Source organism: Pseudomonas sp. BIGb0176 (genome assembly GCF_024810175.1).
Lineage (GTDB): Bacteria > Pseudomonadota > Gammaproteobacteria > Pseudomonadales > Pseudomonadaceae > Aquipseudomonas > Aquipseudomonas protegens.
Genome location: NZ_JANUEC010000003.1, coordinates 196,295 through 222,252 on the forward strand (window position 1 = coordinate 196,295; position 25,958 = coordinate 222,252).

Consider the following 25,958-nt stretch of genomic DNA (forward strand, 5'->3'; position numbering starts at 1 on the left):
AGGACTGTTACAAAAAAAACAATAGTAGGAGCTGGCTTGTAGGAGCTGGCTTGCCAGCGAACGCGTCCTATTGCCTTGCGCCGGATGTGTTGACGCCTTCGCCGGCAAGCCGGCTCCTACAGAATCCGAGAATCCGAGAATCCGAGAATCCGAGAGTTCCGAGTCAGAGAGGCAGGTACAGGCCGAAGGTATTGATGCCCCGGTCGCTGCGCACGAACACATCGCCGCCATGCATCAGGGCGATGGCCTTGACGATGGCCAGCCCCAGGCCGTGATTGGCACCGCTGTTGCTGCGCGAGGCATCCACCCGGTAGAAACGCTCGAACAGCCGTGGCAGGTGTTCACTGGCAATGTCCTGCCCCGGGTTGCTGACGGCGATCGCCACCTGGTGTTCCTGGACCTCGATCCGCACCTGGATCACTTCCCCGGCTGCGGTGTGCTGCACCGCGTTGCTCAGCAGGTTGATCAGGGCCCGGCGCAGGTGGGCAACCTCGATCCGCACCTGGGCATCGCCCTGAACCTCGACCCTGACCTGGGCGTCTTCGAGGATGAAGTCCAGGTAGTCCAGGGTCGTTGCCACTTCCGCCGCCAGGGAACTGGTGGTGAGCTTGGTGGCCTTGCTGCCCTGGTCGGCACTGGCCAGGAACAGCATGTCGTTGATGATCGAACGCAGCCGCTCCAGCTCTTCGAGGTTCGATTGCAGTACCTCGAAGTAATGCTCCGCCGAGCGCCCCCGGGTCAGGGCGACCTGGGTCTGGCCGATCAGGTTGGTCAGGGGCGAGCGCAGTTCGTGGGCCACATCGGCGTTGAACGACTCCAGGCGCGAGTAGGCGTGTTCGACCCGTTCCAACGTAGAGTTGAAGGAATTGACGAACTGCTTCAGTTCCGGCGGCAGTGGCGACAATTGCAGGCGCCCGGACAGCCGTGGCGGTGCCAGGCGCTGGGCTTCCTGGGAGAGCTTGATCAGCGGCTTGAGGCCGATCCGCGCCACCCAATAGCCCAGGGCCGAGGCCAGCAGCACGCCGACAATGGCCAGGCCGATCAGGGCCATCAGCAACTGATGCTGGGTCTGGTGGAAGGTGTCGGTGTCGATGGCGATCAGAAAGCGCAGGGCCGGGCGCTGTTCCTTGGCCGGCAACTGGCTGACCAGGACTTTCAGCGGATAGGGGTGATCGCTCAGGTTCAGGTCACGCATGCCCAGGGGGCCTTGGGCGAATTCGCGGATCTGCGCGTCGGGGTTGCCGTATTCATAGCCGGGGTCGCCGCTGATGGCCCAGAAGCGGATGCGCTTGTCTTCCTCGCTCAGCAGCTTGAGCTTGGCGTTGATCTTGGCCCAGTGCTCGGGGTTGCCGTAGCGGGTCAGGGCCGACTCCAGCACGCTGTAGCGCGCATCCAGTTCGGCTTCCGGGAGCAGCCCCAGGCCCTTGTCCACCTGCTGGTAGAGGGCCCCGCCAATCAGCAGGAAGATCAGCAGCGCCACCAGAGTGAACAGCCCGCTCAGGCGCAGGGCAATGGAGTTACTCGGCACCGCGGCTCTCCAGCACATAGCCCATGCCACGGATGGTGTGCAGCAGTTTCTGTTCGAAGGGGCCGTCGAGCTTGGCCCGCAGGCGCTTGATCGCCACTTCGACGACATTCGCGTCGCTGTCGAAATTGATGTCCCAGACCATTTCCGCGATGGCGGTCTTGGACAGGATCTCGCCCTGGCGCCGGGCCAGCACGCTGAGCAGGGAAAACTCCTTGGCGGTCAGGTCCAGGCGGCTGCCGGCACGGCTGGCCTTGCGGCTGATCAGGTCGATCCACAGGTCGGCGATGCTGATCTGCACCGGCTCATGCCCACCGCTGCGACGGGTCAGGGCTTGCAGGCGGGCCACCAGTTCAAGGAAGGAGAAGGGCTTGCCCAGGTAGTCGTCGGCGCCATCGCGCAGGCCCTTGATGCGGTCTTCCACGCGTTCGCGGGCGGTGAGCATGATCACCGGGGTCTGCTTGCGCGCACGCAGTGCTCGCAATACGCCAAAGCCATCCAGGCCGGGCAGCATCACATCCAGCACTATCACGGCATAGTCGCCCTCCAGAGCCATGTGCAGGCCTTCGACGCCGTCCCGGGCCAGGTCGACGGTGTAGCCTTGCTCGGTCAACCCGCGGTGCAGGTAATCGGCCGTTTTTTCTTCGTCTTCGATAATCAGAACGCGCATGACCCGCCTCAGGTAGTGGTGGCCGGCAACAGGGCCGGCTGGGGCCGGTGGAACAGCCGCTCAAGCCACAAGTATATGACCGGCGTGGTGAACAGCGTCAGGGCCTGGCTGACCAGCAGGCCGCCCACCACGGCAATCCCCAGGGGCTGGCGCAGTTCGGCGCCGGCGCCGTAGCCGAGCATCAGCGGCAGGGCACCGAGCAGGGCGGCCAGGGTGGTCATGATGATCGGCCGGAAGCGGGTGATGCAGGCCTGGTAGATCGCCTCCTCGGGAGGCAGGCCGCCGTGGCGCTGGGCTTCCAGGGCAAAGTCGATCATCAGGATGCCGTTCTTCTTGACGATGCCGATCAGCAGCACCAGGCCGATCAGCGCCATGATGGAAAAGTCCTGGCCGCACAGCCAGAGCATCAGCAAGGCGCCCAGCCCGGCCGAGGGCAGGGTGGAAATGATGGTCAAGGGATGCACGAAGCTTTCGTACAGCACCCCGAGAATGATGTACACCGCCACCAGCGCCGCCAGGATCAGGTACGGCTGGCTGGCCAGCGAGCTCTGGAAGGCCTGGGCCGCACCCTGGAAATTGCCGCTGATGGCCGTTGGCATGCCGATCTCGCTCTTGGCCTGGTTGAGCAGGATGACCGCATCGCCCAGGGCCACGCCGGGGGCCAGGTTGAAGGACAGGTTGGCCGCCGGGAACATGCCGTCGTGGGCAATCGACAGCGGGCCGATGGTGGGCGCCTCGAAGCGCGCCAGGGCAGAGAGCGGGACCATTTCTCCGGTCAGCGGCGAGCGCAGGTAGAAGTAGTTGAGGCTCTCGGCCTTGCCCCGTTGCTGGGTGTCGAGTTCAAGGATCACGTTGTACTGGTTGATCTCGGTCTGGAACTCGTTGATCTGGCGCTGGCCGAAGGCGTCGTACAGTGCCTCGTCGACATCGCTGGCGGTCAGGCCGAAACGCGCGGCAGCCGTGCGATCGATCTGGATGTGGGTGATGCTGCCGCCCAGTTGCAGGTCGTTGGAGATGTCACGGAAGGCCGGGTTGCTGCGCAGCTTTTCCGTCAGGCGCTGGGTCCAGGTGCTCAGGGTCGGGCCGTCGTTGCTTTTCAGTACGTACTGGTACTGGGCGCGGCTGGGACCAGAGCTGAGGTTGATGTCCTGGCCGGCCCGCAGGTACAGGACAATGCCGGGCACCTTCATCAGTTGCGGGCGGATGCGGTCGATGAAGGCACTGGCAGACACGTCCCGGTCGCCACGGTTCTTGAGGGAAATCCAGAAGCGGCCGTTGGCGATGGTCTGGTTGCTGCCCGAGACCCCCACGGAGTGGGAGAAGGCCTGCACTGCCGGGTCGGCGGCGACGATCTCGGCCAGTGCCTGGTGCTTTTTCACCATGTCCGGGTAGGAAATGTCCGCCGCAGCCTCGGTAGTACCGAGCACGAAGCCGGTGTCCTGCACGGGGAAGAAGCCCTTGGGGATCAGAATATAGCCGGCAATGGCCATGCTCAGGGTCAGGCCGAAGATCCCCAGCATCAGTTTCTGGTGGGCCAGAGCCTTGCGCAGGCCGCGCTCGTAGACCGCCAGCAGGCGCTCGCCGAAGCCCGGCTTGGCATGGGCCGGGTGCACCGGCGCGCGCATGAACAGGGCCGCCAGGGTTGGGGCCAGGGTCAGCGAGACCACCACCGAAATCATGATGGTGGAAGTGGCGGTCAGGGCGAACTCCTTGAACAGCCGGCCCACCACGCCGCCCATGAACAGCAGGGGAATGAACGCCGCCACCAGGGAGAAGCTGATGGAGACCACGGTGAAGCCGATCTCGCCGGCGCCCTTGATTGCCGCCTCGCGCATGCCGTCGCCGGCTTCCAGGTGGCGGTGGATGTTCTCCACCACGACGATGGCGTCATCCACCACAAAGCCCACGGCCACGACAATGGCCACCAGGGTCAGGTTGTTCAGGCTGAAGCCCAGCACGTACATCAAGGCGAAACTGGCGGTCAGGGATACGCCCAGCACCGCGGAGACGATCAGGGTCGCGGACCACTGGCGCAGGAACAGCGCCATCACCGCCACCACCAGCAGCACGGCGATCAGCAGGGTGATCTCCACTTCGTGCAATGAGGCGCGGATGGTCTGGGTCCGGTCCACCAGCACCTTGACCTGCACCGAGGCCGGGAGCATGGCCTCCAGGCCTGGCAGGGCAGCCTGGATGCGGTCCACGGTCTCGACGATATTGGCCCCGGGCTGGCGCGAGATCACCAGGTTGACCCCCGGTTGGTCGCCGGACCAGGCCTGGACGTAGGCATCTTCCGAACCGTTGACTACCCGCGCCACATCCTGCAGGTGCACGGGGGCACCGTCCTTGTAGGAAACGATCAACTGGCCGTATTCCTCGGGATGGAACAACTGGTCGTTGGTGGACAGGGTGGAGATGCTCGACTCGCCGTACAGTGCACCCTTGGCCAGGTTGAGGCTGGTCTGCTGGATCGCCAGGCGGATGTCGGCCAGGGTCAGGCCGATGGCCGCCAGTTTGTCCGCCGAAGCCTGGACCCGGATCGCCGGGCGCTGCTGGCCGGTGATGTTGATCTGGCCGACCCCGTCGATCTGACTGATCTGTCGGGCCAGCAGGGTTTCCGCGTAGTCACTGAGCTCGGTGCCGGGCATCTGCGTCGAACTGATGCTGAGGATCAGCACCGGGCTGTCCGCCGGGTTGACCTTCTTCCAGGTGGGCAGGGTGGGCATGTCCTTGGGCAACTTGCCAGCGGCGGTGTTGATCGCCGCCTGCACTTCCTGGGCGGCGGTGTCGATGCTCTTGTTCAAGGTGAATTGCAGGGTCAGCAAGGACGAGCCCAGGGCGCTGCTGGAGGTCATCTGGGTCATGCCGGGAATGGCGCTGAATTGCACCTCCAGGGGCGTGGCCACGGAAGAGGCCATGGTGTCCGGGCTGGCACCGGGCAGGGCGGCGGACACCTGGATGGTCGGGAACTCGGCCTCTGGCAGCGGAGCCAACGGCAGGCGCGGGAAGGCAATGGCGCCCAACAGTACCAGGGCGAAGGTCAGCAGGACGGTGGCGACCGGATGGTCGACGCACCAGGCGGACACCGAGCCATGGCCCTTCATGGCTGGGGCTCCGTCGCCTGTACCACCTGGGGTGGATCGCTCAGTACCTGGACCTGGGAGCCGGGCTTGAGCCGCGACTGGCCGTCACTGACCAGCACATCGCCAGCCTGGACCCCGGAGATGATGTTCAACCCGCTGTCCTGATACACCACCTGCACCGGCACGACTTCCACCTGCTGGCCCTTGACCCGGTACACGAAGTGCTGGTCCAGGCCGCGCTGGACCACGGTCGGCGGTACGGTGAGGGCGTTCTGGTCCAGGGCGGTCTGGATTTTCACCGTCACCAGTTGCCCGGGCCACAGCTGCTGCTGGGCGTTGCTGAACTCCGCCTTGGCGCGGATGGTGCCGGTCCCGGCGTTGATCTGGTTGTCGATCAGGGTCAGGTGGCCGTTGCCCAGCAGGGCCCCGGCGCTGTTGCTGTCAGCGCCGAGGAACGCCTTGACCGCCGCCGGGTCCTGGGCGCGGATCAGTTGCTGCAGGGTTGGCAGCATTTGCTGGGGCAGGGAAAACTCCACGGCAATCGGGTCGATCTGGGTTACCGAGAACAGGCCCTGGGTATCGCTCATGCGTAGGAAGTTGCCTTCATCAACGGTACGAATCCCCACCCGGCCGCTGACGGGAGAGCGGATCTGAGTGTAGGAAAGCTGTACCTGAGCGGCATCAATGGCAGCCTGGTTACCCTGGGCCGTGGCGTTGAGCTGATTGACCAGGGCCACTTGCTGGTCATAGGTCTGCTTCGAGATGCCGTCATCCACCGACAGCAGCTTGTAGCGCTTGAGGTTGATCTGGGCCACCTGCAACTGGGCCTGGTTCTGCGCCAGCTGGGCCCGGGCCTGATCGAGGTTGGCGCGTATCGAACGATCATCGATGGTCGCCAGCAGGTCGCCGGTCTTGACCAGTTGCCCCTCCTTGACCAGCAGCCGGGTCAGGATGCCATCCACCTGTGGGCGAATCACCACGCTGTGCAGCGACAGTACCGTGCCGATGCCGCTGGCGTAACGCGGCACATCCTGCTGGTGCACGCTGACCACCCGTACCGGAATGGCCGTGGGCGCGGCCAGCCTGGCGGTGGCGGGCTTGTTCAGGAACCACGCGAGGCCGGCGATGAGCATCACGAGTACCGCTGCGGTCACGACTGTTTTCTTGGCAATGGGCATGGGGAGAGAGCGCCGGGCAATGATGTCGGAAGGATGGCCATGATCTGGGCACAGTTATAGCCCGACAACCCGGTCAGCACCGTGACGGCCAGCTGTCAGCGCTGTCAGAAAACTCCCGGTGGGCCCCGATCAAAGATGGCTGGCGCACAGGTATACTGGCGCCCACTGCGGCCTGCACCCCGGCGCGGATTTCCTTTCTCTCCTGGAGTTTCCATGACTTCCCCTGCACAACCCGCTGCGGATGACGCCCTGAACGTCGACCCGGCCGCTGACGCAACCGCTACCGACACCCCGAGCACAGCGGCGATCCCGGCGTTCAAGTTTCCCTTCAAGCCTTCCGAGTTTGCTCCTGCCAAGAATGCCCAGCAGCCCTGGTACAAAAATGGTGCCAGCAACGGACACACCAAGACCCCCGGCGCAGCGCCTCCCGGCACTCGTCGCTCCATGGGCAAACGCTGATATCGCCGACATTCGCAGAAAAAATCCCGATTTGCGCTTTTTTAATCGCAATGATGGCTAATTGCTTTAAACCTGAGCTGGATCAGTATTTGTGGCATCAGTGCGCTTAGAGTCAGCAGCCCTGCCGACTCCACCCAACACATACGAGCGCGCTATCCATGAAGATCAACCTTCCGGTTACTGGGCGAAACGTGGACTTTGCCCCTGATGCGAATATCCTTTCGACCACTGATCTGACTAGCGCGATCACCTACGCCAACCCTGATTTCATCAAGATCAGTGGCTACAGCCGTGAGGAGTTGCTGGGCGCGCCGCATAACCTGTTGCGCCACCCGGACATGCCCTCCGCGGCCTTCGCCCACATGTGGCGCACCCTCAAGCGCGGCCGTTCGTGGATGGGCATGGTGAAGAACCGTTGCAAGAACGGCGATCACTATTGGGTCAGTGCCTATGTCACGCCCGTGACCCGCGATGGCCAGGCGGTGGAATACCAGTCGGTGCGCACCAAACCCAGCGTCCGTCAGATCGAGGCGGCGGAGCGGGCCTATGCCCAGCTCAACGGTGCCGGCCCCTCGTGGTGGAGCCTGTTGCCGGTGATCAGCCTGCGGTTGCGTCTCTGGGCCTCCATCAGCGCCGGCTTCATCGGCAGCTACGGCGTTTCAGTGTGGCTGCTGCCCGAATCCTGGATGGTCCAGGGGGCCGTGATGGCCATGGGGTGGTGCCTGAGCCTGACGGCGGTCGGCGTGCAAGCGCGTCCACTGGATCGATTGGCCGAGCGCGCCCGGCAGATCGGTGACAACCCCTTGAGCCAGGGCATCTATACCGGCCGTACCGACGAGTTCGGGCGCATCGAGTTCGCCCTGCAGATGCTCGAAGCCCAGGTGGGCGCGGTAGTGGGGCGCATCGGCGATGCGTCCCAGCGCCTGGAGGGGCATGCCGCGGAACTGGTGGAGCATCTGCACAGCAGCCACAACAGCACCCTGGAACAGCAGGCGGAAACCGATCAGGTGGCGGCGGCCATTCACCAGATGGCGGCCAGCGTCGCCGAGGTCGCCACCCATGCCCAGCAGGCCTCGGTGGCGGCGGACCAGGCGGAAAGCGAAACCCGTGAGGGCCACCTGCTGGTGGGCGAAAGCCGCAGTGCGGTGCTGCGCCTGGCCAGCGAGCTGGAGCGGGCCACCGAGGTCATCCATCAACTGGAAAGCCATAGCACCGACATTTCCGGGGTGCTGGAGGTGATCCGCAGCATCGCCGAGCAGACCAACCTGCTGGCCCTGAATGCGGCAATCGAGGCGGCGCGGGCCGGGGAGCAGGGCCGGGGTTTTGCCGTGGTCGCCGATGAAGTGCGCGGGCTGGCCCAGCGCACCCAGGATTCCACCAACGAGATCCAGCGCATGATCAGCACCCTGCAAATGGGCGCGCGCAATGCGGTGGAGGCCATGCAGCACAGCAGCCAGCACCTGGAGAGCAGTGTCGACCAGGCCAAGCGCGCGGCGGTGGCCCTGGACGGCATCAGCCAGCGGGTCAACCAGATTACCGAGATGAGCTTGCAGATTGCCGCAGCGGTGGAAGAGCAGAGCGCAGTCAGCGAGGACATCAACCGCAACATCATCGGCATTCGCAATGCCTGTGAGGCGACCGTCAGTGCCGGCCAGCTCAGCCACGTCAACTCAGGCGACGTGGCCGGGCTGGCGGGGGACTTGCGGCAACTGGCCCTGGAGTTCTGGCACAAGCGCGGCTAGGGCTGTTCGCCGCCCCGCCATTGTCCGCGGCTCAGGCGGCGCGCAGGGAAATGAAGGCGTAGTCCAGAGGAGTTTCACTGACCACCTGGGCACCGGCGGCCTGGACCTGACCGGCGATATCGTCTCCGGACAGGTGAAAGCGCCAGGGCTGGCCCGGTGCTCCGGGTGGTGCAGCCTGGACCTGGTCGATGGCGTTAGCCAGGGCGCCCATGTCCGGTAGGTAAGCGGTGAACCCGTCGCCCTTGAGCGCTGTGGTGCGAATGCCCAGCAAGGCGCAAATGGCTTCCTTGGTGTGGATGTCGTCACGGTCGGCCTGGCGCGAGCGGCGGATCAGCTCGGCCAGCTCCTGATCCACCAGTTCATTCCCCAGAATCAGTTGCGGGCCCTGTTCCCAGGATTCCGGCGGGCATTCCTTGGCCTGCGGGTTGAGGGGAATGTGCGGATTGATTTCCATGGGGTAGATGCGGCACACCAGTGGCCGGCGCTGGTAGATGCGGCACAGCTGGTCTTCGTCAAGATTCCGGCAGGGGCCGACGTTGTAGGCGGCGAAGGTGATCGCCACATAGGCTTCGGTGGCGCCACTGCGGACCCGGCAGGAACGGCGTTCGGCGTGCTCGCGCTGCTGCACCGGCAGCCCCAGGCCATTGCCGAGGAAGGCTTCCACCAGAATGATCACCTGGCCGCCGTCGGCCGCCCAGCCGCGGGCTTCCAGCAGGGTCAGGGGCACGTGGTGATCGTTGCAGCATTTGCCGCAGCCGACGCAGGAAAACTGAGTGTTCATTGCACGAAGCGCCTTGTGGATCAGCAGGAGTCAGGTGGGAAAACCGTCATGGACGCTACCCGGGTCCATGCCGAAGCAAGTTATGCGCCATTCACCGGGCCGTGAGGGCCGGCCGGATCGAGTCCCACTCGCTGACCTCAGCCTGGCCGGTCTGCCTGTTGTACAGGCACAGTTCGATGCCCGATTGGCCGCGCATGTGTTTCTGCGGGTAGCGGCCTTGCAGCAACAGGGCGCTGACGCCGACCTGGTCGGGAAATTGCGCGATGGTTCCCACGGGTTTGGGGTTTTTCAGGCCGCTGGCCTGGGTACAGCTGATTCGGATGGCCTGCTCCAGGGCGGCCCAGGCATCGTCGCTGGAGGCGCTGGCCTGGTCGGTGAGGGTGGCCAGGCAGAGCAGGCACAGAGTCTTGGCGTTCATGGGGGCGGCTCCTTGGGGCGCAGGGGCGTTGGGATCGCCGGGGCTGATCCGGCCGTTCGCAGCCTTCGGCGGCGGCTACAGGATAGTGACCGGCGGATCAGTCGAGGGTTTCGTGACGCACGATGTACATGCCGACGCGTTCGTAGAGGCGCCGGGCCCCTAGGTTGCCTTCCAGTACCCGCAGATCGACACAGCCTTCCCGGCGTTCGGCGAACAGGATGAAGGCTTGTTGCAGCAAGGCGCACCCCAGGCCCTGGCCGCGCACGCGGGGGTGTACCACCAGGTCCTTGATGTAGGCGCTGGTCCAGCACTGGGCGACGCCGATCACACCTTCGGCATCCCGGGCCACCAGGCACAGTTCGGGGTCGTATTCGGCATCGCTCTCGAAGGCCTGGCGCCAGCTGTCCAGCACCGGGACGTCGCCGCCACCGTCCTGGTAGCCCAGATGCATCAACTGATGCACAGCCTGCGCATGCTCGGGGCTGTAGTTGTACACAGTGATGCCGGCAGGCCACTGCGGCGCTGCCAATGGGGCAGTGAGATCGCGGCGCATCAACAAACAGTGGATCTGGCTCATGCCTCAGGCGCCCTGGGTGGCAATGGTCTTGGCGGCGTCGATCAGGCAGCGGGTCAGTTCTGGCGAGGAAAACTTGGTGAGCACGGCGTTGGCACCGGCCACACGGGCTTTCTCGCTGTTCATGGCGCTGTCCAGGGAGGTGTGCAGCAGCACGTAGAGGTGGGCGAAGTCCGGGGTTTCCCGCAGGGTGCGGGTCAGGGCGTAGCCGTCCATCTCCGACATCTCGATGTCCGAGACAATCAGGTTGATCTCGTTGGCCGTGCCTTGCAGTTCCAGCAGGCAGTCGATGGCTTCCTTGGCGCTGCGGGCGGTGTGGCATTGCAGGCCGAGGTTGCGCAAGGTGTGTACCGATTGCTGCAGTGCCACCTGGCTGTCGTCCACCACCAGGATCCGCGCGTTGCCCAGGGCTTCGGCGTCTTCCATGCTCAGCTCGGTGGGCGCCATCTCGATCTGGGCCGGGGCGATGCCATGGATCACTTTCTCGATATCCAGTACCTGCACCAGGGTGCCGTCCACTTGGGTCACCCCGGTGATGTAGGACTTGAGGCCGCCGGAACCGAAGGGCGGTGGACGGATATCGGTGGTCAGGCAATGCACGATCTTGCTCACGGCCTGCACGTGCAGGCCCTGTTTGGAGCGGCTGACGTCAGTGACGATCAGGCAGCCGCTGTCGGGGTCGGCCAGGGGCCGCTCGCCGATGGCCCGGCTGAGGTCGATCACCGACAGCGAGTTGCCCCGCAGGGTGGCGATGCCTTTCACGTGGGGGTGGGATTCGGGCAGCTTGGTCAGCGGCGGGCAGGGAATGATCTCACTGACTTTAAGCAGGTTGATTGCCATCAGCTTGCCGCTGCGCAAGGTAAACAGCAGAAGCGATAGCGAATCTGCGCGGGCTTTGTTGGAGGACATAAAAACCTTCTCTGGAGAAAATTGGCTCGTGGCACGGGCCACGGACAACCATTGATAACGGGTTATCGACGTGTTCAGGGCTGGCTTTAGCGGTGTTCCCGCTTTCCGTCGGCGGCGCGACCCTGGCCGGCAAGCCGGCTCCTGCAGAGGGGCGGGGCGCTTTGTCGGCGCTGGCGTTTACCGCAGGCCCAGGCGCTTGGCCAGGCGGCTCAGGTTGGCCCTGTCCAAGCCTAGCTCACGGGCGGCGCTGGCCCAGTTGTGCTGGTGCCGCTCCAGGCAACTGCTGATCAGTTGGCGCTGGTAGTGGTCGGTGGCCTGGCGCAGGTCGCCGGCGACCGCTGGCATGGCCTGGGTTGCAACAGCAGGCTCGACGGGGGCGCTGGTTCTTTCGCTGGCCCGGGGCAGGTCCAGATCGCCGGCATCCAGGCTGAGGATCTTCGGCCGCTCGGGGTGGTTGCCCAGCGCTTTCAGAGCGCTGCGCCCGATCAAGTGCTCCAGCTCGCGAACGTTGCCCGGCCAGTGGTAGGCCAGCAGCGCCTGTTGCGCTTCAACGCTCAGGCGCAGGCTGCCCAGGCCCATGCGCGAGCGGTTCTGTTCCAGGAAGTAGCCACTGAGCAGCAGCACATCGCGGCCGCGCTCGCGCAGTGCCGGCACCCGCAGGGGGTAGACGCTGAGACGGTGGTAGAAGTCGGCACGATAGCGGCCGTTGCGCACTTCTTCCGCCAGATCGCGGTTGGTGGCGGCAATCAGGCGCACGTCGACCCGATGCTCCTGGTCCGACCCCAGGCGTTGCAGTTGGCCGCTTTGCAGCACCCGCAGCAGTTTGGCCTGGACTGTCAGCGACAACTCGCCCACTTCATCGAGAAACAGCGTGCCGCCATTGGCCAGTTCGAATTTTCCCCGGCGATCCTGGGTGGCCCCGGTGAAGGCGCCGCGCACGTGGCCGAACAGCTCGCTCTCCACCAGGGTGTCGGGCAGGGCCGCGCAGTTGAGGCTGATGATCGGCTGCTCGGCCCGGGGCGAAGCCGCGTGGATAGCCTGGGCGACCAGTTCCTTGCCGACGCCGGTTTCTCCGGTGATCAGCACCGTCAGGTCGCTGCCGCCCACCAGCTTGATTTCCTCCAGCAAGCGTTTGTGGGCCTTGCTCTGGCCGATCATCTCGCGGTTCTGCCCACTGGCCTGGCGATAGACCTCGGCCCGCTGGTGCTCGTTTTCGGCGCGCTGGGCCAGGCGTTCGATGCGCTGGGCGGCGCTGACCGTTGCGGCGGCGAGGCTGGCGAAGGCTTGCAGGGCATCCAGCTCGATGGGTTCGAAGCGCTGCGGGTCCAGGGCATCTAGGGTCAGCAGGCCCCAGGGGCGCTCGTCGACGAACAGCGGGCAGCCCATGCAGTCATGCACTTCCAGGTGATCATCGAGCCCTTCCACCAGGCCGTCGTAGGGGTCGGGCAAGTCGCTGTCGCTGGCAAAGCGGGTCGGGCCCGGGCTGCTGAGCAGGGCGGCGAAGCGCGGATGCTCGCTGACCTTGAAACGGCGGCCCAGGGTGTCGGTGCTCAAGCCGTTGACCGCCAGTGGCACCAGCCACTCGCCATCCAGGCGCAGCAGTGCAGTGGCATCGCAGGGCAGCAGGGCGCGCAGAGCTTCCAGCAGGCGGCGATAGCGCTCGCCTTCGGGCAGTTCGCGGGACAGGTCGGTGACCAGGGGAAGCAGGGCGGTGAGCAGGGATTTTGCAGTCATAATGACTCCGTGGTGTCTTAATGACTATAAAAGACAGAATGTCTTTATGACTATATTTATTTTAACTTGTTGATATTTAAAGTATTTATTTCTGGCACGAAAACTGATTAGGCATAGGAAACCTGCAAGCAGTCATAAAGTCCAGGAGTTGTCCTTATGCTAAGCGTTCAAGATCGTGCCATTATCAAAGCCACTGTGCCCCTGCTCGAAAGCGGCGGCGAAGCCCTGATTACCCACTTCTACCGGATGATGCTCTGCGAGTACCCGCAAGTGCGGCCACTGTTCAACCAGGCGCATCAGGCCAGCGGCGATCAGCCCCGGGCCTTGGCCAATGGTGTTCTGATGTATGCCCGGCACATCGACCAACTGGACCAGTTGGGGGATCTGGTGGCCAAGATCATCAACAAGCACGTCGCCCTGCAGATCCTTCCGGAACATTACCCCATCGTCGGCGGTTGCCTGCTGCGGGCCATTTCCGAAGTGCTGGGCAGCGAGATCGCCACCCAGGAAGTGATCGATGCCTGGGCCGCCGCCTATAACCAGCTGGCGGATATCCTGATCGGCGCCGAGGCGGCGATCTACGACGAGAAAGCCCAGGCGCCCGGCGGCTGGCGCGGTGCCCGTGAGTTCCGGCTGGTGCAGAAGGTGGAAGAAAGCGCGGAAATCACCTCCTTTTATTTCGAACCGCTGGACCAGGGGCCGATCCTCGCCGCTGAACCGGGGCAGTACATCGGTTTGCAGCTCTTTATAGGGGGCGAGGAAATCCGTCGTAACTACTCCCTCTCGGCACTTTCCAACCAGGGCCAGTACCGCATCAGCGTCAAGCGCGAAACCGGCGGCGTGGCCTCCAACTACCTGCATGACCAATGCCCGGTGGGCACCAGCGTCATGCTGTTCCCTCCCGCGGGGGAGTTCACCCTGGCGGCCAGCGACAAACCGCTGGTGCTGATCAGCGGCGGGGTGGGCATCACTCCAACCCTGCCGATGCTGGAGGCGGCGCTGGCCACCGAGCGTCCGGTGCATTTCATCCACTGCGCCCGCAACGGCCAGGTGCATGCCTTTCGCAACTGGGTCGATGAACTGGCCCAGCGGTATCCACAGCTCAAGCGCTTCTATTGCTACGCCGAGGATGACGGTGTCAGCCCGGCGGCGGACAAGCTGGGCATGCTGACCCGCGAGCAACTGGCCGAGTGGCTGCCGGAGCAACGCGACCTGGACGCCTACTTCCTCGGGCCCAAGGGTTTCATGGCCGCGATCAAGCGTCACCTTCAGGCCCTGGGCATTCCCGAGCAGCAGAGCCGCTATGAGTTCTTCGGTCCGGCAGCGGCCCTGGAATAACCACCCCGGCCGGCGCCCCACGGGCGCCGGCTTTTTCTCTCCCCCCTTCGTTTCATGTCGCTCCGGCATTCGCTGATTTACCCGAAACCGCCTTTGTTCTCGGCGTATTTGGTATGGCGGTTAATCCACTCTTAACCTGCTTGTCGCTATTGTCCGCACCTGGCAAAGCGCCCGAAGCCGCCTTGCAGTGGCGCTGTACGTCCCTGCATTCAAAGGTCATGTTCAACGTGTAGACTTCCCGGCAGCCGGGTGTGCCTCTGCGAGCATTGGCCTGCGCGCGATCGACGGGTTCATCGAAGACAATCTCGGTCTGCCGCCTCGGGTCTCGGGGGGCAGGCTGAACACAACAGAAAAAGGAATAGGGATGAGTGACGACAGACTGGGTTTGGGACGCGAGCGGCGTTTCCTGGTGCTGCTGGGGATTATCTGCCTGGCACTGATCGGCGGAGCCCTGTACATGCAGGTGGTGCTGGGCGAGGCGCCGTGCCCGCTGTGCATCCTGCAGCGTTATGCCTTGCTGCTGATTGCACTGTTTGCCTTCATCGGTGCGGCCATGAGTTCGCGACGTGGGGTCACGGTCATGGAAACCCTGGTGGTCATCTGCGCCCTCGCCGGCGCGGGCGTGGCGGGGCACCATGTGTACACCCAGTTCTACCCCTCGGTGAGCTGTGGCATCGATGTACTGCAGCCGATTGTCGACAGCCTGCCGTTGGCCAAGATCTTCCCCCTGGGCTTTCAGGTGGACGGTTTCTGCTCCACGCCGTACCCGCCGATCCTCGGTCTGTCCCTGGCCCAGTGGGCGCTGGTGGCGTTCGTGCTGACGGTGATCCTGGTGCCTCTGGGTGTGGTGCGCAATCGCAAGAAAACCTACTGATTCGCCCGTAAAAGCCCCGGCTCCCCATGGGAGGGCCGGGGCTTTTTTGTGCCGTTCATTCGGCACCTGAAAAGTCCGTGATTTGCGGCAAGCGCAGGTGCGGCAAAAGTGCGACATGTTGTCACAGTGCCGCGGTCGCAGAGGGGCGGTTGAGTCGCTGCAACAGACTGCATTCTGGCGCGCTGGTTCAATGAGAGCCTGTCAGTTTGTGTACGCGAGCCTGTCGGCCGAGAACCATAGCCTGCTATCGATACAAATCTTCACAGCGCCCGTTTTACAAGGGGTGAAGCCTGATGGAAGGCGGCCCTCAGGGGGGATCGAGAGTCCTGGAAGGGGGGTGTTTCAGGTCCTTTTTGGGGCTTTTTGTTGCAAATGAAAATCGCTATGATTGCGATTCTTTGCAACAATCATGAGGGATTGTTGCGCCATGGGATAAAAATTATTTCGGGATAAGACATGGTTTATAAAACGCGACATATCTACAATCGCCCGCACTGAATTTCCGACGCTGCTCAACCCTGAGCACACGAGGACGGTCGAGGGGCGGATAGAGCGCTCCATGCGACTGCGGGTGTCGGCGCCTTCCAAACTTCCGCACCAAATGGAATTGGTCTGTAACAAGGCCTTTGACCACGAGATCGAATAAGAACCACTGCTAGCCCGGGATGTGTCGTTGAGCGCTTAACGCAACGGGCAGGCCCTTATTCAATTGAAGAAAAATGCCAACCCTTGGCAGGGTGAAGTGTTGGCGATCAAAACCCAACTGCATTGCGCAAGCTGCTTTAGAGGTCGTGAGATGAGTAAAAACAGGTACCCCAGATTACTAGGCTTATTGCCGCTGCTCGGCATGTTAATGCTGGGAGGGTGCAAGTGGACCTTGCTCGATCCCAAGGGTCAGGTCGGTCTGGATGAACGAAACCTGATCATCACGGCAACCATCCTGATGCTGCTGGTGGTTGTGCCGGTCATCATCATGACCTTCGCCTTCGCCTGGAAATACCGCGCCTCCAACAAGGACGCGACCTACGCGCCGAAGTGGTCCCACTCCACCAAGATCGAGATCGCGGTGTGGCTGGTTCCGGTGCTCATCATCATTGCCCTGGGTTATGTCACCTACAAGTCGACCCACGCCCTGGACCCGTACCGTCCGCTGGATTCCGACGTCAAGCCAGTGACCATCGAAGTGGTCGCCATGGACTGGAAGTGGCTGTTCATCTATCCCGACCAAGGGATCGCCACCGTCAACAAGATCGTTTTCCCGGCCCATACCCCGGTGAACTTCCGCGTGACCTCCGACACCGTGATGAACTCGTTCTTCATCCCGGGCCTGGGCGGCCAGATCTACGCGATGGCGGGCATGACCACCAAGCTGCACCTGATTGCCAACCAGAACACCGAACTTGAAGGTATCTCCGCCAACTACAGCGGCGCGGGTTTCACCGGCATGAAGTTCAAAGCGATCGCTACCAGTCAGGAAGATTTCGACGCCTGGGTAAACGAAGTCAAGAAGGCACCTAAACAGCTGGACACCGCTGAATACGAAGCCCTTTCCAAGCCAAGCCAGAACAATCCTGTAGAGCTCTACTCCGCCTACGCGCCAAACCTGTTCCAGACCGTCATCGACAAGTATGAAGGCATGAAACCGGGCAAGCCGCTCAAGCACGAGAAGAAAGAAAAGGAAGTGGCCGCAACGGAAGGGATGGACGTGAGTTCGCATTCAGCTGCCGGGGCAGAGGAGTAAACGATGTTTGGTAAATTAAGTCTGGAAGCGATTCCGTTCCACGAGCCGATTGTCATGGTCACCGTTGCCATGATTCTGCTCGGTGGCGTGGCGCTGTTCGCGGCAATCACCTACTTCAAGAAGTGGACCTACCTGTGGACCGAGTGGCTGACGTCCGTCGACCACAAGAAAATCGGTGTGATGTACATCATCGTCGCCATGGTCATGCTGCTGCGTGGTTTTGCCGACGCCATCATGATGCGTACCCAGCTGGCCATGGCCACCGAGGGTTCGCCTGGCTACCTGCCACCTGAACACTATGACCAGATCTTCACCGCTCACGGTGTGATCATGATCATCTTCATGGCGATGCCATTCTTCACCGGCCTGATGAACCTTGTCGTGCCGCTGCAGATCGGCGCGCGTGACGTGGCCTATCCGTTCCTCAACTCCCTGAGCTTCTGGCTGCTGGTTTCGGGCGTGGTGCTGATCAACCTGTCCCTGGGCGTTGGCGAATTCGCCAAGACCGGCTGGGTTGCCTATCCGCCGCTGTCGGGCTTGCAATACAGTCCGGGCGTGGGTGTGGACTACTACATCTGGGCGCTACAGCTATCAGGGCTGGGGACAACGCTGACGGGGGTCAACTTCCTGGCCACCGTGCTGAAAATGCGTACCCCGGGCATGAAGATGATGGACATGCCGATCTTCACCTGGACCTGCACCTGGGCCAACGTGCTGATCGTGGCTTCGTTCCCGATCCTCACCGCTACCCTGGCACTGCTGACGCTTGACCGTTACATGGATTTCCACATTTTCACCAATGAGCTTGGTGGCAATCCAATGATGTACGTGAACCTGTTCTGGGCCTGGGGTCACCCCGAGGTGTACATCCTGATCCTGCCGGCGTTCGGTATCTTCTCCGAAGTGATCTCGACCTTCTCCGGCAAGCGCCTGTTCGGCCACCATTCGATGATCTACGCTTCCGGCGCGATCTCGGTACTGGGCTTCATGGTCTGGCTGCACCACTTCTTCACCATGGGTTCGGGGGCCAGCGTCAACGCCTTCTTCGGCCTGGCGACGATGCTGATCTCGATTCCGACGGGGGTGAAGCTGTTCAACTGGCTGTTCACCATCTACCACGGCCGTCTGCGCATCACCAGCCAGGTTCTGTGGACCCTGGGCTTCATGGTGACCTTCGCCATCGGCGGCATGACTGGCGTACTGCTGGCCATTCCGGGTGCCGACTTCGTTCTGCACAACAGCCTGTTCGTGATCGCTCACTTCCACAACGTGATCATCGGCGGCGCGGTATTCGGCTACATCGCCGGCTTCAGCTTCTACTTCCCGAAAGCCTTCGGCTTCAAGCTGCATGAAGGTTGGGGCAAGGCTGCGTTCTGGTTCTGGATCTCCGGCTTCTTCGTCGCGTTCATGCCGCTCTATGCACTGGGCTTCATGGGCATGACCCGTCGTCTGAACGCCACCACCAACCCTGAGTGGGTGCCGTACCTGTACGTCGCCATGGTAGGTGCGGTGATGATCGCCGTGGGTATCGCCTGCCAGCTGATCCAGCTGTACGTCAGCGTGCGTGACCGCAAGCAGAACATGTGTGTATCCGGCGACCCTTGGAACGCCCACACCCTGGAATGGTCGACCTCGTCGCCACCTCCGTTCTACAACTTCGCGGTACTGCCGAAAGCCGAAGGCATCGATCCGTTCACCGAAGCCAAGGAAAACGGCACTGCCTACGCGCAGCCTGGCCGCTACCAGCCGATCCACATGCCCAACAACACCGCTACCGGTCTGGTCATGGGTGCTCTGCTGACCGTGTTCGGTTTCGCCATGATCTGGCACATCTGGTGGCTGGCCATCGCAAGCCTGGCCGGCACCGTGATCTATTTCGCGATCCACGCTGCCCGTGATGATCAAGGCTACATGGTGCCGGTCGAAACGATCGAGCGCATCGAAGCCGAACAGCACAAGCGTCTGGTATCGGAGAACAAGATCCCGGCTACCCGTGTTGAAACCTCGTTGGAACAGGCTTAATCCATGTCGAACTTAGTGACCAATGCTGGACACGCCCATGTCGATGACCATGGGCACGATGACCATCACCACGACTCGGGCGAGATGACCGTATTCGGTTTCTGGCTCTACCTGATGACCGACTGCATTCTGTTTGCGTCGATCTTCGCGGTATACGCGGTACTGGTTAACAACGTAGCGGGTGGCCCGTCGGGCCACGACATCTTCGAACTGCCATACGTACTGGGTGAAACCGCCCTGCTGCTGTTCAGTTCGATCACCTACGGCTTCGCCATGCTGGCGTTCTTCCGGGGCAACAAGAAGCAGGTACTGGGCTGGTTGGCCATGACCTTCCTGTTCGGCCTGGGCTTCATCGGCATGGAGATCAACGAGTTCCACCTGCTGATCTCCGAAGGCTATGGCCCTAGCCGTTCCGGCTTCCTGTCCGGGTTCTTCACCCTGGTCGGTACCCACGGTCTGCACGTGACCAGCGGTCTGATCTGGATGGCGATCATGATGTACCAGGTGCAGAAAAACGGCCTGACGGCGACCAACAAGACCCGTCTGAGCTGCCTGAGCCTGTTCTGGCACTTCCTGGACGTGGTGTGGATCTGCGTATTCACCGTTGTTTACCTGATGGGGACTATGTAAATGGCCAACACACACTCCCACGACGAAGCCGGTCACGGCAGCGTCAAGTCCTACGCCATCGGCTTCATCCTGTCGGTCATCCTGACACTGATCCCGTTCGGCCTGGTGATGTACCCATCGCTGCCCAAAGACGTGACCCTGTGGATCGTCCTGGCGTTCGCAGTCATCCAGGTGCTGGTGCACCTGGTGTACTTCCTGCACCTGGACCGTTCCGAAGCACAGCGCAACAACGTGGTGGCGTTCATCTTCGCCGCGTTGGTCATTGTTCTGCTGGTTGGTCTGTCGTTGTGGATCATGTTCAGCATCCACACCGTCATGATGGCGAAGTGAGGTAAACCCGATGTCGCTCAAGCACTTTATCCAAATCACCAAACCGGGGATCATTTTCGGTAACGTGCTTTCTGTGGCAGGCGGGTTCTTCCTGGCCTCGAAAGGGCATGTCGATCTGGCCATTTTCCTGGCCGCCATGATCGGCACCTCGCTGGTGGTAGCGTCCGGTTGCGTGTTCAATAACTGCATCGACCGTGACATCGACCTGAAGATGGAGCGCACCAAGAACCGCGTGCTGGTCCAGGGCCTGATTTCCCTGGAAGTGGCACTGGTCTACGCCTCTATCCTCGGTGTCGCCGGCGTCGCCCTGCTGTACTACGTGGCCAACCCGTTGGCCGCGTTGTTCGCGGTAATCGGCTTTGTCATCTACGTCGGCTTCTACAGCCTGTACCTCAAGCGCAAGTCGGTTCACGGCACGCTGGTGGGCAGTCTGTCCGGGGCCATGCCGCCAGTGATCGGCTATGTCGCGGTCAGCAACAGCTTCGACATGGCTGCGCTGACCCTGCTGGTGATGTTCAGCCTGTGGCAGATGCCGCATTCCTACGCTATCGCGATCTTCCGCTTCAACGATTACCTGGCCGCATCGATTCCGGTGCTGCCAGTGAAGCGTGGCATCCGCGTGGCCAAGAAGCACATCCTGCTCTACATCCTGGCATTCCTGGTGGCGACCCTGATGCTGACCTTCAGCGGTTACGCCGGCATGAGCTACCTGGCGGTAGCGGCGGCCATGGGCATGTACTGGTTGTACATGGCCTGGACCGGCTACAAGGCAGTGGATGACACCGTGTGGGCGCGCAAGCTCTTCGTGTTCTCGATCTTCACCATCACCGCGCTGAGCGTGATGATGTCGGTGGATTTCAAGGCCCCGACCGAGCTCCTGCTGACCTACGCACACTAAGCTGTCCAGGCCACAGGAAAAGCCCCGCCTTCGCAAGAAGCGCGGGGCTTTTTTCATTGCGCTGGATTGATGGTCACATCATTTAAAGTTTTTCGGCCCGAAGGCCTGGCCTGGCCGGGTAAAATGCGCCGTTCGTGGATAGAACCTGAGTGGATGCAATGGAAAACCGTATTGAACTGTACGACTCGAAGGCGCGCTATGGCGTCATCAGTCGCGGACTGCACTGGGCCATGGCCCTGGCCTTTGCCTGGATCTACAGCACCACCAGTGCGCATTACCTGCTGGCCGATTCGGCCCTGGACAAGTTCCTCTGGCCGACCCACAAGCAAGTCGGCCTGCTGTTGATGGCCCTGCTGCTGGTGCGTGTGGTCTGGAGCCTGTTGAACCGTCATCGCCGGCCGCCGAGCCTCAACCTTGCAGCAACCCTGGGGCATGGGCTGCTGTATGCCGGGATGTTTGCCATTCCGTTTCTCGGCCTGTTGCGTCAGTACGGCTCGGGTCGCGCCTTTTCCGCCTTCGGTCTGCCGGTAATGAACGGCTTCGACGGGCCGAAGATCCAGTGGATGACCGAGCTGGGCAACAATTTCCACAGCCTCCTGGGCTGGACCCTGCTGGTGCTGATCGTCGGCCATGTGGCGGCGCTGATCCTGCACTGCATCAAGGGCCAGGGGCATATTCTGCGGCGCATGGCCGGCAGTGCACGCTCGGCGTGAGCCGCGCACCCGAACACGGAAAAGCCCCGCCTTCGAGAGACGCGCGGGGTATTTTATTGAGAGCCCTTGCGTGGGCTGCCCAACTATTCAAATGACCCAACTCATGCAGGAAGCAGAATGATGAAGAAAACAGCGGTTATCGTGTTCAGCGGCGGACAGGACTCGACAACCTGTCTGATCCACGCCTTGCCGCTCTATGACGAAGTGCACTGCATTACGTTCGACTATGGCCAGCGGCACCACGCGGAAATCGAGACCGCGCAGCGGCTATCCAAGCAGTTGGGGGCGACCGTGCACAAAGTGCTGGACGCTTCGTTACTCAACGAACTGGCGATCAGCAGCCTCACTCGGGACAACATTCCGGTGCCCACGGTGAACAGTTCAGGCGAGAGCTTGCCCAGCACCTTTGTACCCGGAAGAAACATCCTGTTCCTTACCCTGGCCTCTATCTATGCCTATCAGGTAAAAGCCGAGACCGTGATTACCGGAGTGTGCGAGACCGATTTCTCGGGTTACCCCGATTGCCGCGATGAATTTGTAAAGGCATTGAACAAGGCCCTCGAACTGGGCATGGAGTACAAGTTGCGCCTCGAGACTCCACTGATGTGGCTGAACAAGGCAGAAACCTGGGCTCTGGCGGACTACCACAATCAACTGGAGCTGGTTCGCGAGCAGACCCTGACTTGCTACAACGGCATCATGGGCAGTGGCTGCGCCAACTGCGACGCCTGCAATCTGCGGGCAAAAGGCTTGAACGCTTATCTGGAGAACAAGACGCAAGTCATGGATAGCCTGAAGAGCAAGATGGGTCTGAAGTGAGGATTTGAGCAGCTTGCTGCCCTTGGAGCCCAACACTGAACCTGCCTGGCAGATAGGTGTTGAGCTCCGGCGTCGCTCTACAAACAGCGATCGATCATTTTGCCTGGCTATCCGTTATGTATCTCTTGAACAGTGATCGTGCGCCATAGGCGGGCAATATATTGAAGAATGCAAAACAGACCTTGATTGCGATCTGAACATAAATCATGTTCAGGATGTCGTTGTTTTGCATGGATCCATAGAAGGCGATGTAGCAAAACACGAAGCTGTCGATGATGACCGCAAACAAGGTGCTGAGGAATATCCGCAGAAATAGGAATCTGGAATTTGTGAGTTCCTTTATCTTGCACAGCAAATATGAGTTTATGTTTTCAGAAACAAGGAAGGAAACGGAAGACGCTACCAGTACAGACGACACCTGGATAATAACGTCGTTATAAGGTGTATCGAGTTTCCAGCCTGGCAGTCCGGGGAGAAAAGTGGACGCGTAGAGCAGGATGATGATCATGGCGTTGCTTGCAAATGCAAACAGAATGGCTCTTCTGGCGAGCCTGAGTCCGAAGTTCTCGTTCAGCAGGTCAACGATCAGGAATGTCAGAGGGTACAGAAAGGTGCCGGGGGTAATAATGATGTCGAGGGATTCAAGGTAGATCGGCTTTGTTGCAGCGATGCTGGTGAAAATATAAAAGGTAAAGAGCAGCAGGTTGAGGATGATGTAGATCATCCATGAGTTTTCATTGCGGTCGTTCAAGTCGTATGCAGTAAGTGTTCCTCCTTGTGAGTAGAACTTTTTATACAGGTTTTTAACTTCCATTTTGTTTAAGTTATCCATTATTTCGCTGTTCACTACTTCGCTCAGCTTTATTTTTATGACCTTGCCGGTGTCGATGATCATGATCACGGCCAGGTTTTTATTGTTCTCAAACCCCAGAAGCTTGTACTTGCTGTTCTCGATATCACCTTCATAGGCAGTCATTGAAGCGTTCCTCAATGATATCGCCGACAACGGATATACGATCTGGGTCGAAGACGACCTCGTTCATGATCAGCAGTTTCCTGGTCTGTTTGTCGTAAGCCAGTTTTTCCTTTTCATCGGTGATCGTCCCCTTTTGCACGATCAGCAGGCCGCCGACCTCATACATGCCCTTGATATCGTTTTCCAGGCGCACGGCTATCAAGTTAGAGGATGTACCGAAGTAGTAGGTCAATGGGAAACAAGTGGCGAGTTCGCCAATACGTTTATCCATGTTGGCCATCAACTGGCTTTCCTTGAGGATCGGAACAGCAGCCGGGTTCATGTTCCCTTGCGGGGAAATGCTGCTTTCGATGATCTCCTTCTCTTCAAAGTCGACGGTTTCTATTTCCTCATAGGAAATGCCGAAGAAGTCGGAGATTTTTCGAATGGTGGACTGCTGGACGTTGCTGACCTTGCCTTCCAGGATGTTGTATATGGTTGTTCTGGTCAGGCCACTGGCGTTGCATAAAGACAGTTGTGTCTCTCCGCGACTTTTAATCAGGTATTTGATATTGCTTTTTAAATACTCTGTTCTTTCTCTTCTGTGCATCAAATGCCTCACCATTTCCTTATAGTCGTAATGCATCGAATTTTTTAGCGTTCACATCGCGCATGACATCGATTGCCTGGTGCCAATAGCGGGATCACTGTGGCAGAAGCCTGTCAGTTGCTTGTGTGTTGTCTGGTAATTCGCTAGTGCTCCTTTAGCCAGCCTGTATCCGTCCTGGGATACTTCGCTACGGGGACTGTGGGCGATCAAGTCGCTGAGAGGGGCCGGTTTGCACAGGGCCGCAACGGACAAGTGTTGCATGCGTCAGCCATGACAATAAAGCCCCAGGGGTTGGGCATTATCACTCTCGCCCTGAGGCTTGCACCGGCAAGGCTGCGCCGATGTCCTTCCACTTCAAAAAAGAAGCATTTAACTTTGGGGATGTTTAATTTTTTGATTAATTCTGTTACGCCTTATACAGTCTTGACCCAGGGCCCGGATCAGCCCGATTCACACCAACGAACGTAAAACCCAGGAAGCACGCCCTCGTTCGTGGCGCGCAGCACTCAAGGAAGGGGCACAGATTTATGGCAGCCGATACCGAACCACTGAGGAACCAGGCCGACTTGCTGCGATGTGGCTTGGCGGACCTGCGAACAGAAGACGCCGAGCTGGCCAGGATCCTGGACGCTGAAGTAAGCCGGCAACAACGCACGCTTTCCCTGGTTTCATCCTCCTGTGCAGCCACCCCCAGAAGCCTTGCCGCCTCGGCCTCGGCGTTGGTCAACGTGACGGCGCAGGGGGTTGCGGGCAAACGCCATCACGCCGGGTGCGAAAACGTCGATCTGGTGGAATCCCTGGCGATCCGCAGGGCACGGGAGCTGTTTGCCGCGCAATACGCCGCGGTGCAATCGCACTCGGCCTCAAACGCCAACTACCAGGTGTTGTCCGCGCTGCTTGAGCCGGGGGACACCCTGCTCGGGATGGCCCTGGATCATGGCGGCGACCTGACCCACGGCAGCTCCCTCGCTTTTACCGGTGCCCACTACAAGGCGATCCGCTACGGCACCACGGCCCAGGGCACCATCGACTACCAGGAGGTACGTCAGCTGGCGATGGCCCATCGCCCGCGCATCATCATCTGTGGGGCAACGGCTTATTCGCGGGTCGTGGACTTCCAGCGTTTTCGCGACATTGCCGATGAAGCCGGGGCCATCGTCCTTGCCGACATCTCCCATATCGCCGGCCTGGTTGCCACGGGGCGTCATCCGAGCCCGATCGATGTGGCGCACGTCACCACCACTTGCACCCACAAACAGCTCGCCGGGCCACGCGGCGGCCTGATTCTTTCCGGGCGGGACGCGGACACCAAGGTGCCCGGCCTGAGGTCGAGCTTTCGTCGGGTGCTCGACCAGGCAGTTTTCCCCGGGATGCAGGGGGCGCCTGCAGTCAACATGATCGCCGCCAAGGCGGCCGCGCTGGGCTATGCCATGTCTGCACAGTTCGATGCCTACATGGGGCGGATTCGCGCCACGGCGGATGAAATGGCCTGCGCGTTCATGGCGCGGGACTACGAGGTAATGGGCGGCGGGACGGAAAACCACACGATCCTGTTGCGTTTGCCTAAGGGCATCAGCGGCTCCCTCGCCGAATCGGCATTGGAAAAGTGCGGAATCATCGTCAGCAAAAAACGCGCACCGGGGGAGACTCGATCGTCATTTGCCGCCAATGGCTTGTGTATCGGCACGGGCTCCATCGCACAGCGCTATGTGGACCCCCAGGGCTGCCGGCAGATCGTCGACCTGGTGTGCCGGATACTGGATCAGCTGCAGCCGCGAGGCGAGCAGCCATACGTTCTGGAGCCTGCGCAGCAGGAGTGCTTCCGGCTGGAGACCGAGGCGTTGTGTGCGATGTACCCCATCCTTGAGTACGGGGATCGCTGAAGAAAGAAAAGCCCCGTCTTCACGCTGGAATACGGGGCTTTTCAGGTCTGCAGAAGGCTGTGCTGGCGCTTC

The 25,958-nt window shown here is 61.2% G+C and carries 22 protein-coding genes and 2 pseudogenes; 13 read left to right on the plus strand and 11 right to left on the minus strand.

What is annotated here, in order from left to right; translation table 11 throughout:
• Positions 1 to 163 precede the first annotated feature (163 nt).
• Genes M2395_RS18965 through M2395_RS18980 form a run of 4 tightly spaced genes read right to left on the minus strand, consistent with a single transcriptional unit; the run spans position 164 to position 6,456 of the window.
• Positions 164 to 1,528, minus strand: coding sequence for a heavy metal sensor histidine kinase (locus M2395_RS18965; RefSeq protein WP_072450918.1), 1,365 nt, complete (start codon positions 1,526 to 1,528; stop codon positions 164 to 166).
• Entirely contained in the window at positions 1,518 to 2,195 is a 678-nt protein-coding gene (locus M2395_RS18970; protein WP_011063299.1) for a heavy metal response regulator transcription factor, read from the minus strand. The genes M2395_RS18965 and M2395_RS18970 overlap by 11 nt, the downstream gene beginning before the upstream one ends.
• A gap of 8 nt (positions 2,196 to 2,203) precedes the next feature.
• Positions 2,204 to 5,299: a multidrug efflux RND transporter permease subunit gene (locus tag M2395_RS18975; RefSeq protein WP_123431392.1), complete on the minus strand. Its 3,096-nt coding sequence runs from the start codon at positions 5,297 to 5,299 to the stop codon at positions 2,204 to 2,206.
• Positions 5,296 to 6,456, minus strand: a complete 1,161-nt coding sequence (locus tag M2395_RS18980) for an efflux RND transporter periplasmic adaptor subunit (RefSeq protein ID WP_015636921.1) — start codon at positions 6,454 to 6,456, stop codon at positions 5,296 to 5,298. Before M2395_RS18980 ends, M2395_RS18975 begins: the two co-directional genes overlap by 4 nt.
• Before the next feature lie 213 nt (positions 6,457 to 6,669).
• Between M2395_RS18980 and M2395_RS18985 the strand changes: the two genes are divergently transcribed.
• The 3 genes and pseudogenes from M2395_RS18985 to M2395_RS31885 form a co-directional block, all read left to right on the plus strand.
• Entirely contained in the window at positions 6,670 to 6,915 is a 246-nt protein-coding gene (locus M2395_RS18985; RefSeq protein WP_011063296.1) for a hypothetical protein, read from the plus strand.
• Between the two features lie 158 nt (positions 6,916 to 7,073).
• Positions 7,074 to 7,355, plus strand: a pseudogene (locus M2395_RS31880) (PAS domain-containing protein); the annotation flags it as partial.
• Positions 7,356 to 7,667: 312 nt separating this feature from the next.
• Positions 7,668 to 8,657, plus strand: a pseudogene (locus tag M2395_RS31885) (methyl-accepting chemotaxis protein); the annotation flags it as partial.
• 31 nt (positions 8,658 to 8,688) lie between these two features.
• Here the strand turns inward: M2395_RS31885 and M2395_RS18995 are convergent.
• The 5 genes from M2395_RS18995 to norR all read right to left on the minus strand — a co-directional run bounded on the left by M2395_RS18995 (position 8,689) and on the right by norR (position 13,073).
• Positions 8,689 to 9,438: a YkgJ family cysteine cluster protein gene (locus M2395_RS18995; RefSeq protein ID WP_123431391.1), complete on the minus strand. Its 750-nt coding sequence runs from the start codon at positions 9,436 to 9,438 to the stop codon at positions 8,689 to 8,691.
• A gap of 91 nt (positions 9,439 to 9,529) precedes the next feature.
• Positions 9,530 to 9,856, minus strand: coding sequence for a hypothetical protein (locus M2395_RS19000; RefSeq protein ID WP_123431390.1), 327 nt, complete (start codon positions 9,854 to 9,856; stop codon positions 9,530 to 9,532).
• 97 nt (positions 9,857 to 9,953) lie between these two features.
• Positions 9,954 to 10,433 (minus strand): GNAT family N-acetyltransferase, encoded by a 480-nt coding sequence (locus M2395_RS19005; protein WP_123431389.1) that lies wholly within the window; start codon positions 10,431 to 10,433, stop codon positions 9,954 to 9,956.
• A gap of 3 nt (positions 10,434 to 10,436) precedes the next feature.
• The gene (locus M2395_RS19010; protein WP_065365220.1) at positions 10,437 to 11,339 is read right to left on the minus strand and encodes a chemotaxis protein; all 903 of its coding nucleotides are present in this window, start codon (positions 11,337 to 11,339) and stop codon (positions 10,437 to 10,439) included.
• 177 nt (positions 11,340 to 11,516) lie between these two features.
• Entirely contained in the window at positions 11,517 to 13,073 is a 1,557-nt protein-coding gene (norR, locus tag M2395_RS19015; protein ID WP_015636917.1) for a nitric oxide reductase transcriptional regulator NorR, read from the minus strand.
• Positions 13,074 to 13,229: 156 nt separating this feature from the next.
• Between norR and hmpA the strand changes: the two genes are divergently transcribed.
• The 9 genes from hmpA (at position 13,230) to queC (ending at position 22,438) form a co-directional block, all read left to right on the plus strand.
• Positions 13,230 to 14,411 (plus strand): NO-inducible flavohemoprotein, encoded by a 1,182-nt coding sequence (gene hmpA / locus M2395_RS19020; protein WP_123431388.1) that lies wholly within the window; start codon positions 13,230 to 13,232, stop codon positions 14,409 to 14,411.
• A gap of 364 nt (positions 14,412 to 14,775) precedes the next feature.
• Positions 14,776 to 15,285, plus strand: a complete 510-nt coding sequence (locus M2395_RS19025; protein ID WP_011063288.1) for a disulfide bond formation protein B — start codon at positions 14,776 to 14,778, stop codon at positions 15,283 to 15,285.
• Between the two features lie 796 nt (positions 15,286 to 16,081).
• A complete protein-coding gene (cyoA, locus tag M2395_RS19030; protein WP_011063287.1) occupies positions 16,082 to 17,026 on the plus strand; it encodes a ubiquinol oxidase subunit II in 945 nt (314 codons plus the stop codon).
• A gap of 3 nt (positions 17,027 to 17,029) precedes the next feature.
• On the plus strand, positions 17,030 to 19,048 hold the full coding sequence (gene cyoB / locus M2395_RS19035; RefSeq protein WP_011063286.1) for a cytochrome o ubiquinol oxidase subunit I: 2,019 nt from the start codon (positions 17,030 to 17,032) through the stop codon (positions 19,046 to 19,048).
• Positions 19,049 to 19,051: 3 nt separating this feature from the next.
• Positions 19,052 to 19,678 (plus strand): cytochrome o ubiquinol oxidase subunit III, encoded by a 627-nt coding sequence (locus M2395_RS19040; protein ID WP_011063285.1) that lies wholly within the window; start codon positions 19,052 to 19,054, stop codon positions 19,676 to 19,678.
• Positions 19,679 to 20,008 (plus strand): cytochrome o ubiquinol oxidase subunit IV, encoded by a 330-nt coding sequence (gene cyoD / locus M2395_RS19045; RefSeq protein WP_011063284.1) that lies wholly within the window; start codon positions 19,679 to 19,681, stop codon positions 20,006 to 20,008.
• Positions 20,009 to 20,018: 10 nt separating this feature from the next.
• On the plus strand, positions 20,019 to 20,906 hold the full coding sequence (cyoE, locus tag M2395_RS19050) for a heme o synthase (RefSeq protein WP_011063283.1): 888 nt from the start codon (positions 20,019 to 20,021) through the stop codon (positions 20,904 to 20,906).
• Between the two features lie 158 nt (positions 20,907 to 21,064).
• A complete protein-coding gene (locus M2395_RS19055) occupies positions 21,065 to 21,619 on the plus strand; it encodes a cytochrome b (RefSeq protein ID WP_019093706.1) in 555 nt (184 codons plus the stop codon).
• A gap of 120 nt (positions 21,620 to 21,739) precedes the next feature.
• The gene (gene queC / locus M2395_RS19060) at positions 21,740 to 22,438 is read left to right on the plus strand and encodes a 7-cyano-7-deazaguanine synthase QueC (protein WP_011063281.1); all 699 of its coding nucleotides are present in this window, start codon (positions 21,740 to 21,742) and stop codon (positions 22,436 to 22,438) included.
• 94 nt (positions 22,439 to 22,532) lie between these two features.
• Here queC and M2395_RS19065 read toward each other — a convergent pair whose 3' ends face one another.
• Both M2395_RS19065 and M2395_RS19070 read right to left on the minus strand, forming a co-directional pair.
• Positions 22,533 to 23,414, minus strand: coding sequence for a queuosine precursor transporter (locus M2395_RS19065; RefSeq protein ID WP_015636913.1), 882 nt, complete (start codon positions 23,412 to 23,414; stop codon positions 22,533 to 22,535).
• Positions 23,401 to 24,003: a helix-turn-helix transcriptional regulator gene (locus M2395_RS19070; protein ID WP_015636912.1), complete on the minus strand. Its 603-nt coding sequence runs from the start codon at positions 24,001 to 24,003 to the stop codon at positions 23,401 to 23,403. The genes M2395_RS19065 and M2395_RS19070 overlap by 14 nt, the downstream gene beginning before the upstream one ends.
• A gap of 527 nt (positions 24,004 to 24,530) precedes the next feature.
• Here M2395_RS19070 and glyA point away from each other — a divergent pair.
• On the plus strand, positions 24,531 to 25,886 hold the full coding sequence (gene glyA / locus M2395_RS19075; protein ID WP_053159994.1) for a serine hydroxymethyltransferase: 1,356 nt from the start codon (positions 24,531 to 24,533) through the stop codon (positions 25,884 to 25,886).
• Positions 25,887 to 25,958 lie beyond the last annotated feature (72 nt).

Excerpts from the sequence above, each read along its gene's own strand:
- M2395_RS18970 (WP_011063299.1), bottom strand. The coding sequence starts at position 2,195 with ATGCGCGTTCTGATTATCGAAGACGAAGAAAAAACGGCCGATTACCTG.
- M2395_RS18975 (WP_123431392.1), bottom strand. The coding sequence starts at position 5,299 with ATGAAGGGCCATGGCTCGGTGTCCGCCTGGTGCGTCGACCATCCGGTC.
- M2395_RS18980 (WP_015636921.1), bottom strand. The coding sequence starts at position 6,456 with ATGCCCATTGCCAAGAAAACAGTCGTGACCGCAGCGGTACTCGTGATG.
- M2395_RS18985 (WP_011063296.1), top strand. The coding sequence starts at position 6,670 with ATGACTTCCCCTGCACAACCCGCTGCGGATGACGCCCTGAACGTCGAC.
- M2395_RS18995 (WP_123431391.1), bottom strand. The coding sequence starts at position 9,438 with ATGAACACTCAGTTTTCCTGCGTCGGCTGCGGCAAATGCTGCAACGAT.
- M2395_RS19000 (WP_123431390.1), bottom strand. The coding sequence starts at position 9,856 with ATGAACGCCAAGACTCTGTGCCTGCTCTGCCTGGCCACCCTCACCGAC.
- M2395_RS19005 (WP_123431389.1), bottom strand. The coding sequence starts at position 10,433 with ATGAGCCAGATCCACTGTTTGTTGATGCGCCGCGATCTCACTGCCCCA.
- M2395_RS19010 (WP_065365220.1), bottom strand. The coding sequence starts at position 11,339 with ATGTCCTCCAACAAAGCCCGCGCAGATTCGCTATCGCTTCTGCTGTTT.
- norR (WP_015636917.1), bottom strand. The coding sequence starts at position 13,073 with ATGACTGCAAAATCCCTGCTCACCGCCCTGCTTCCCCTGGTCACCGAC.
- hmpA (WP_123431388.1), top strand. The coding sequence starts at position 13,230 with ATGCTAAGCGTTCAAGATCGTGCCATTATCAAAGCCACTGTGCCCCTG.
- M2395_RS19025 (WP_011063288.1), top strand. The coding sequence starts at position 14,776 with ATGAGTGACGACAGACTGGGTTTGGGACGCGAGCGGCGTTTCCTGGTG.
- cyoA (WP_011063287.1), top strand. The coding sequence starts at position 16,082 with ATGAGTAAAAACAGGTACCCCAGATTACTAGGCTTATTGCCGCTGCTC.
- cyoB (WP_011063286.1), top strand. The coding sequence starts at position 17,030 with ATGTTTGGTAAATTAAGTCTGGAAGCGATTCCGTTCCACGAGCCGATT.
- M2395_RS19040 (WP_011063285.1), top strand. The coding sequence starts at position 19,052 with ATGTCGAACTTAGTGACCAATGCTGGACACGCCCATGTCGATGACCAT.
- cyoD (WP_011063284.1), top strand. The coding sequence starts at position 19,679 with ATGGCCAACACACACTCCCACGACGAAGCCGGTCACGGCAGCGTCAAG.
- cyoE (WP_011063283.1), top strand. The coding sequence starts at position 20,019 with ATGTCGCTCAAGCACTTTATCCAAATCACCAAACCGGGGATCATTTTC.
- M2395_RS19055 (WP_019093706.1), top strand. The coding sequence starts at position 21,065 with ATGGAAAACCGTATTGAACTGTACGACTCGAAGGCGCGCTATGGCGTC.
- queC (WP_011063281.1), top strand. The coding sequence starts at position 21,740 with ATGAAGAAAACAGCGGTTATCGTGTTCAGCGGCGGACAGGACTCGACA.
- M2395_RS19065 (WP_015636913.1), bottom strand. The coding sequence starts at position 23,414 with ATGACTGCCTATGAAGGTGATATCGAGAACAGCAAGTACAAGCTTCTG.
- M2395_RS19070 (WP_015636912.1), bottom strand. The coding sequence starts at position 24,003 with ATGCACAGAAGAGAAAGAACAGAGTATTTAAAAAGCAATATCAAATAC.
- glyA (WP_053159994.1), top strand. The coding sequence starts at position 24,531 with ATGGCAGCCGATACCGAACCACTGAGGAACCAGGCCGACTTGCTGCGA.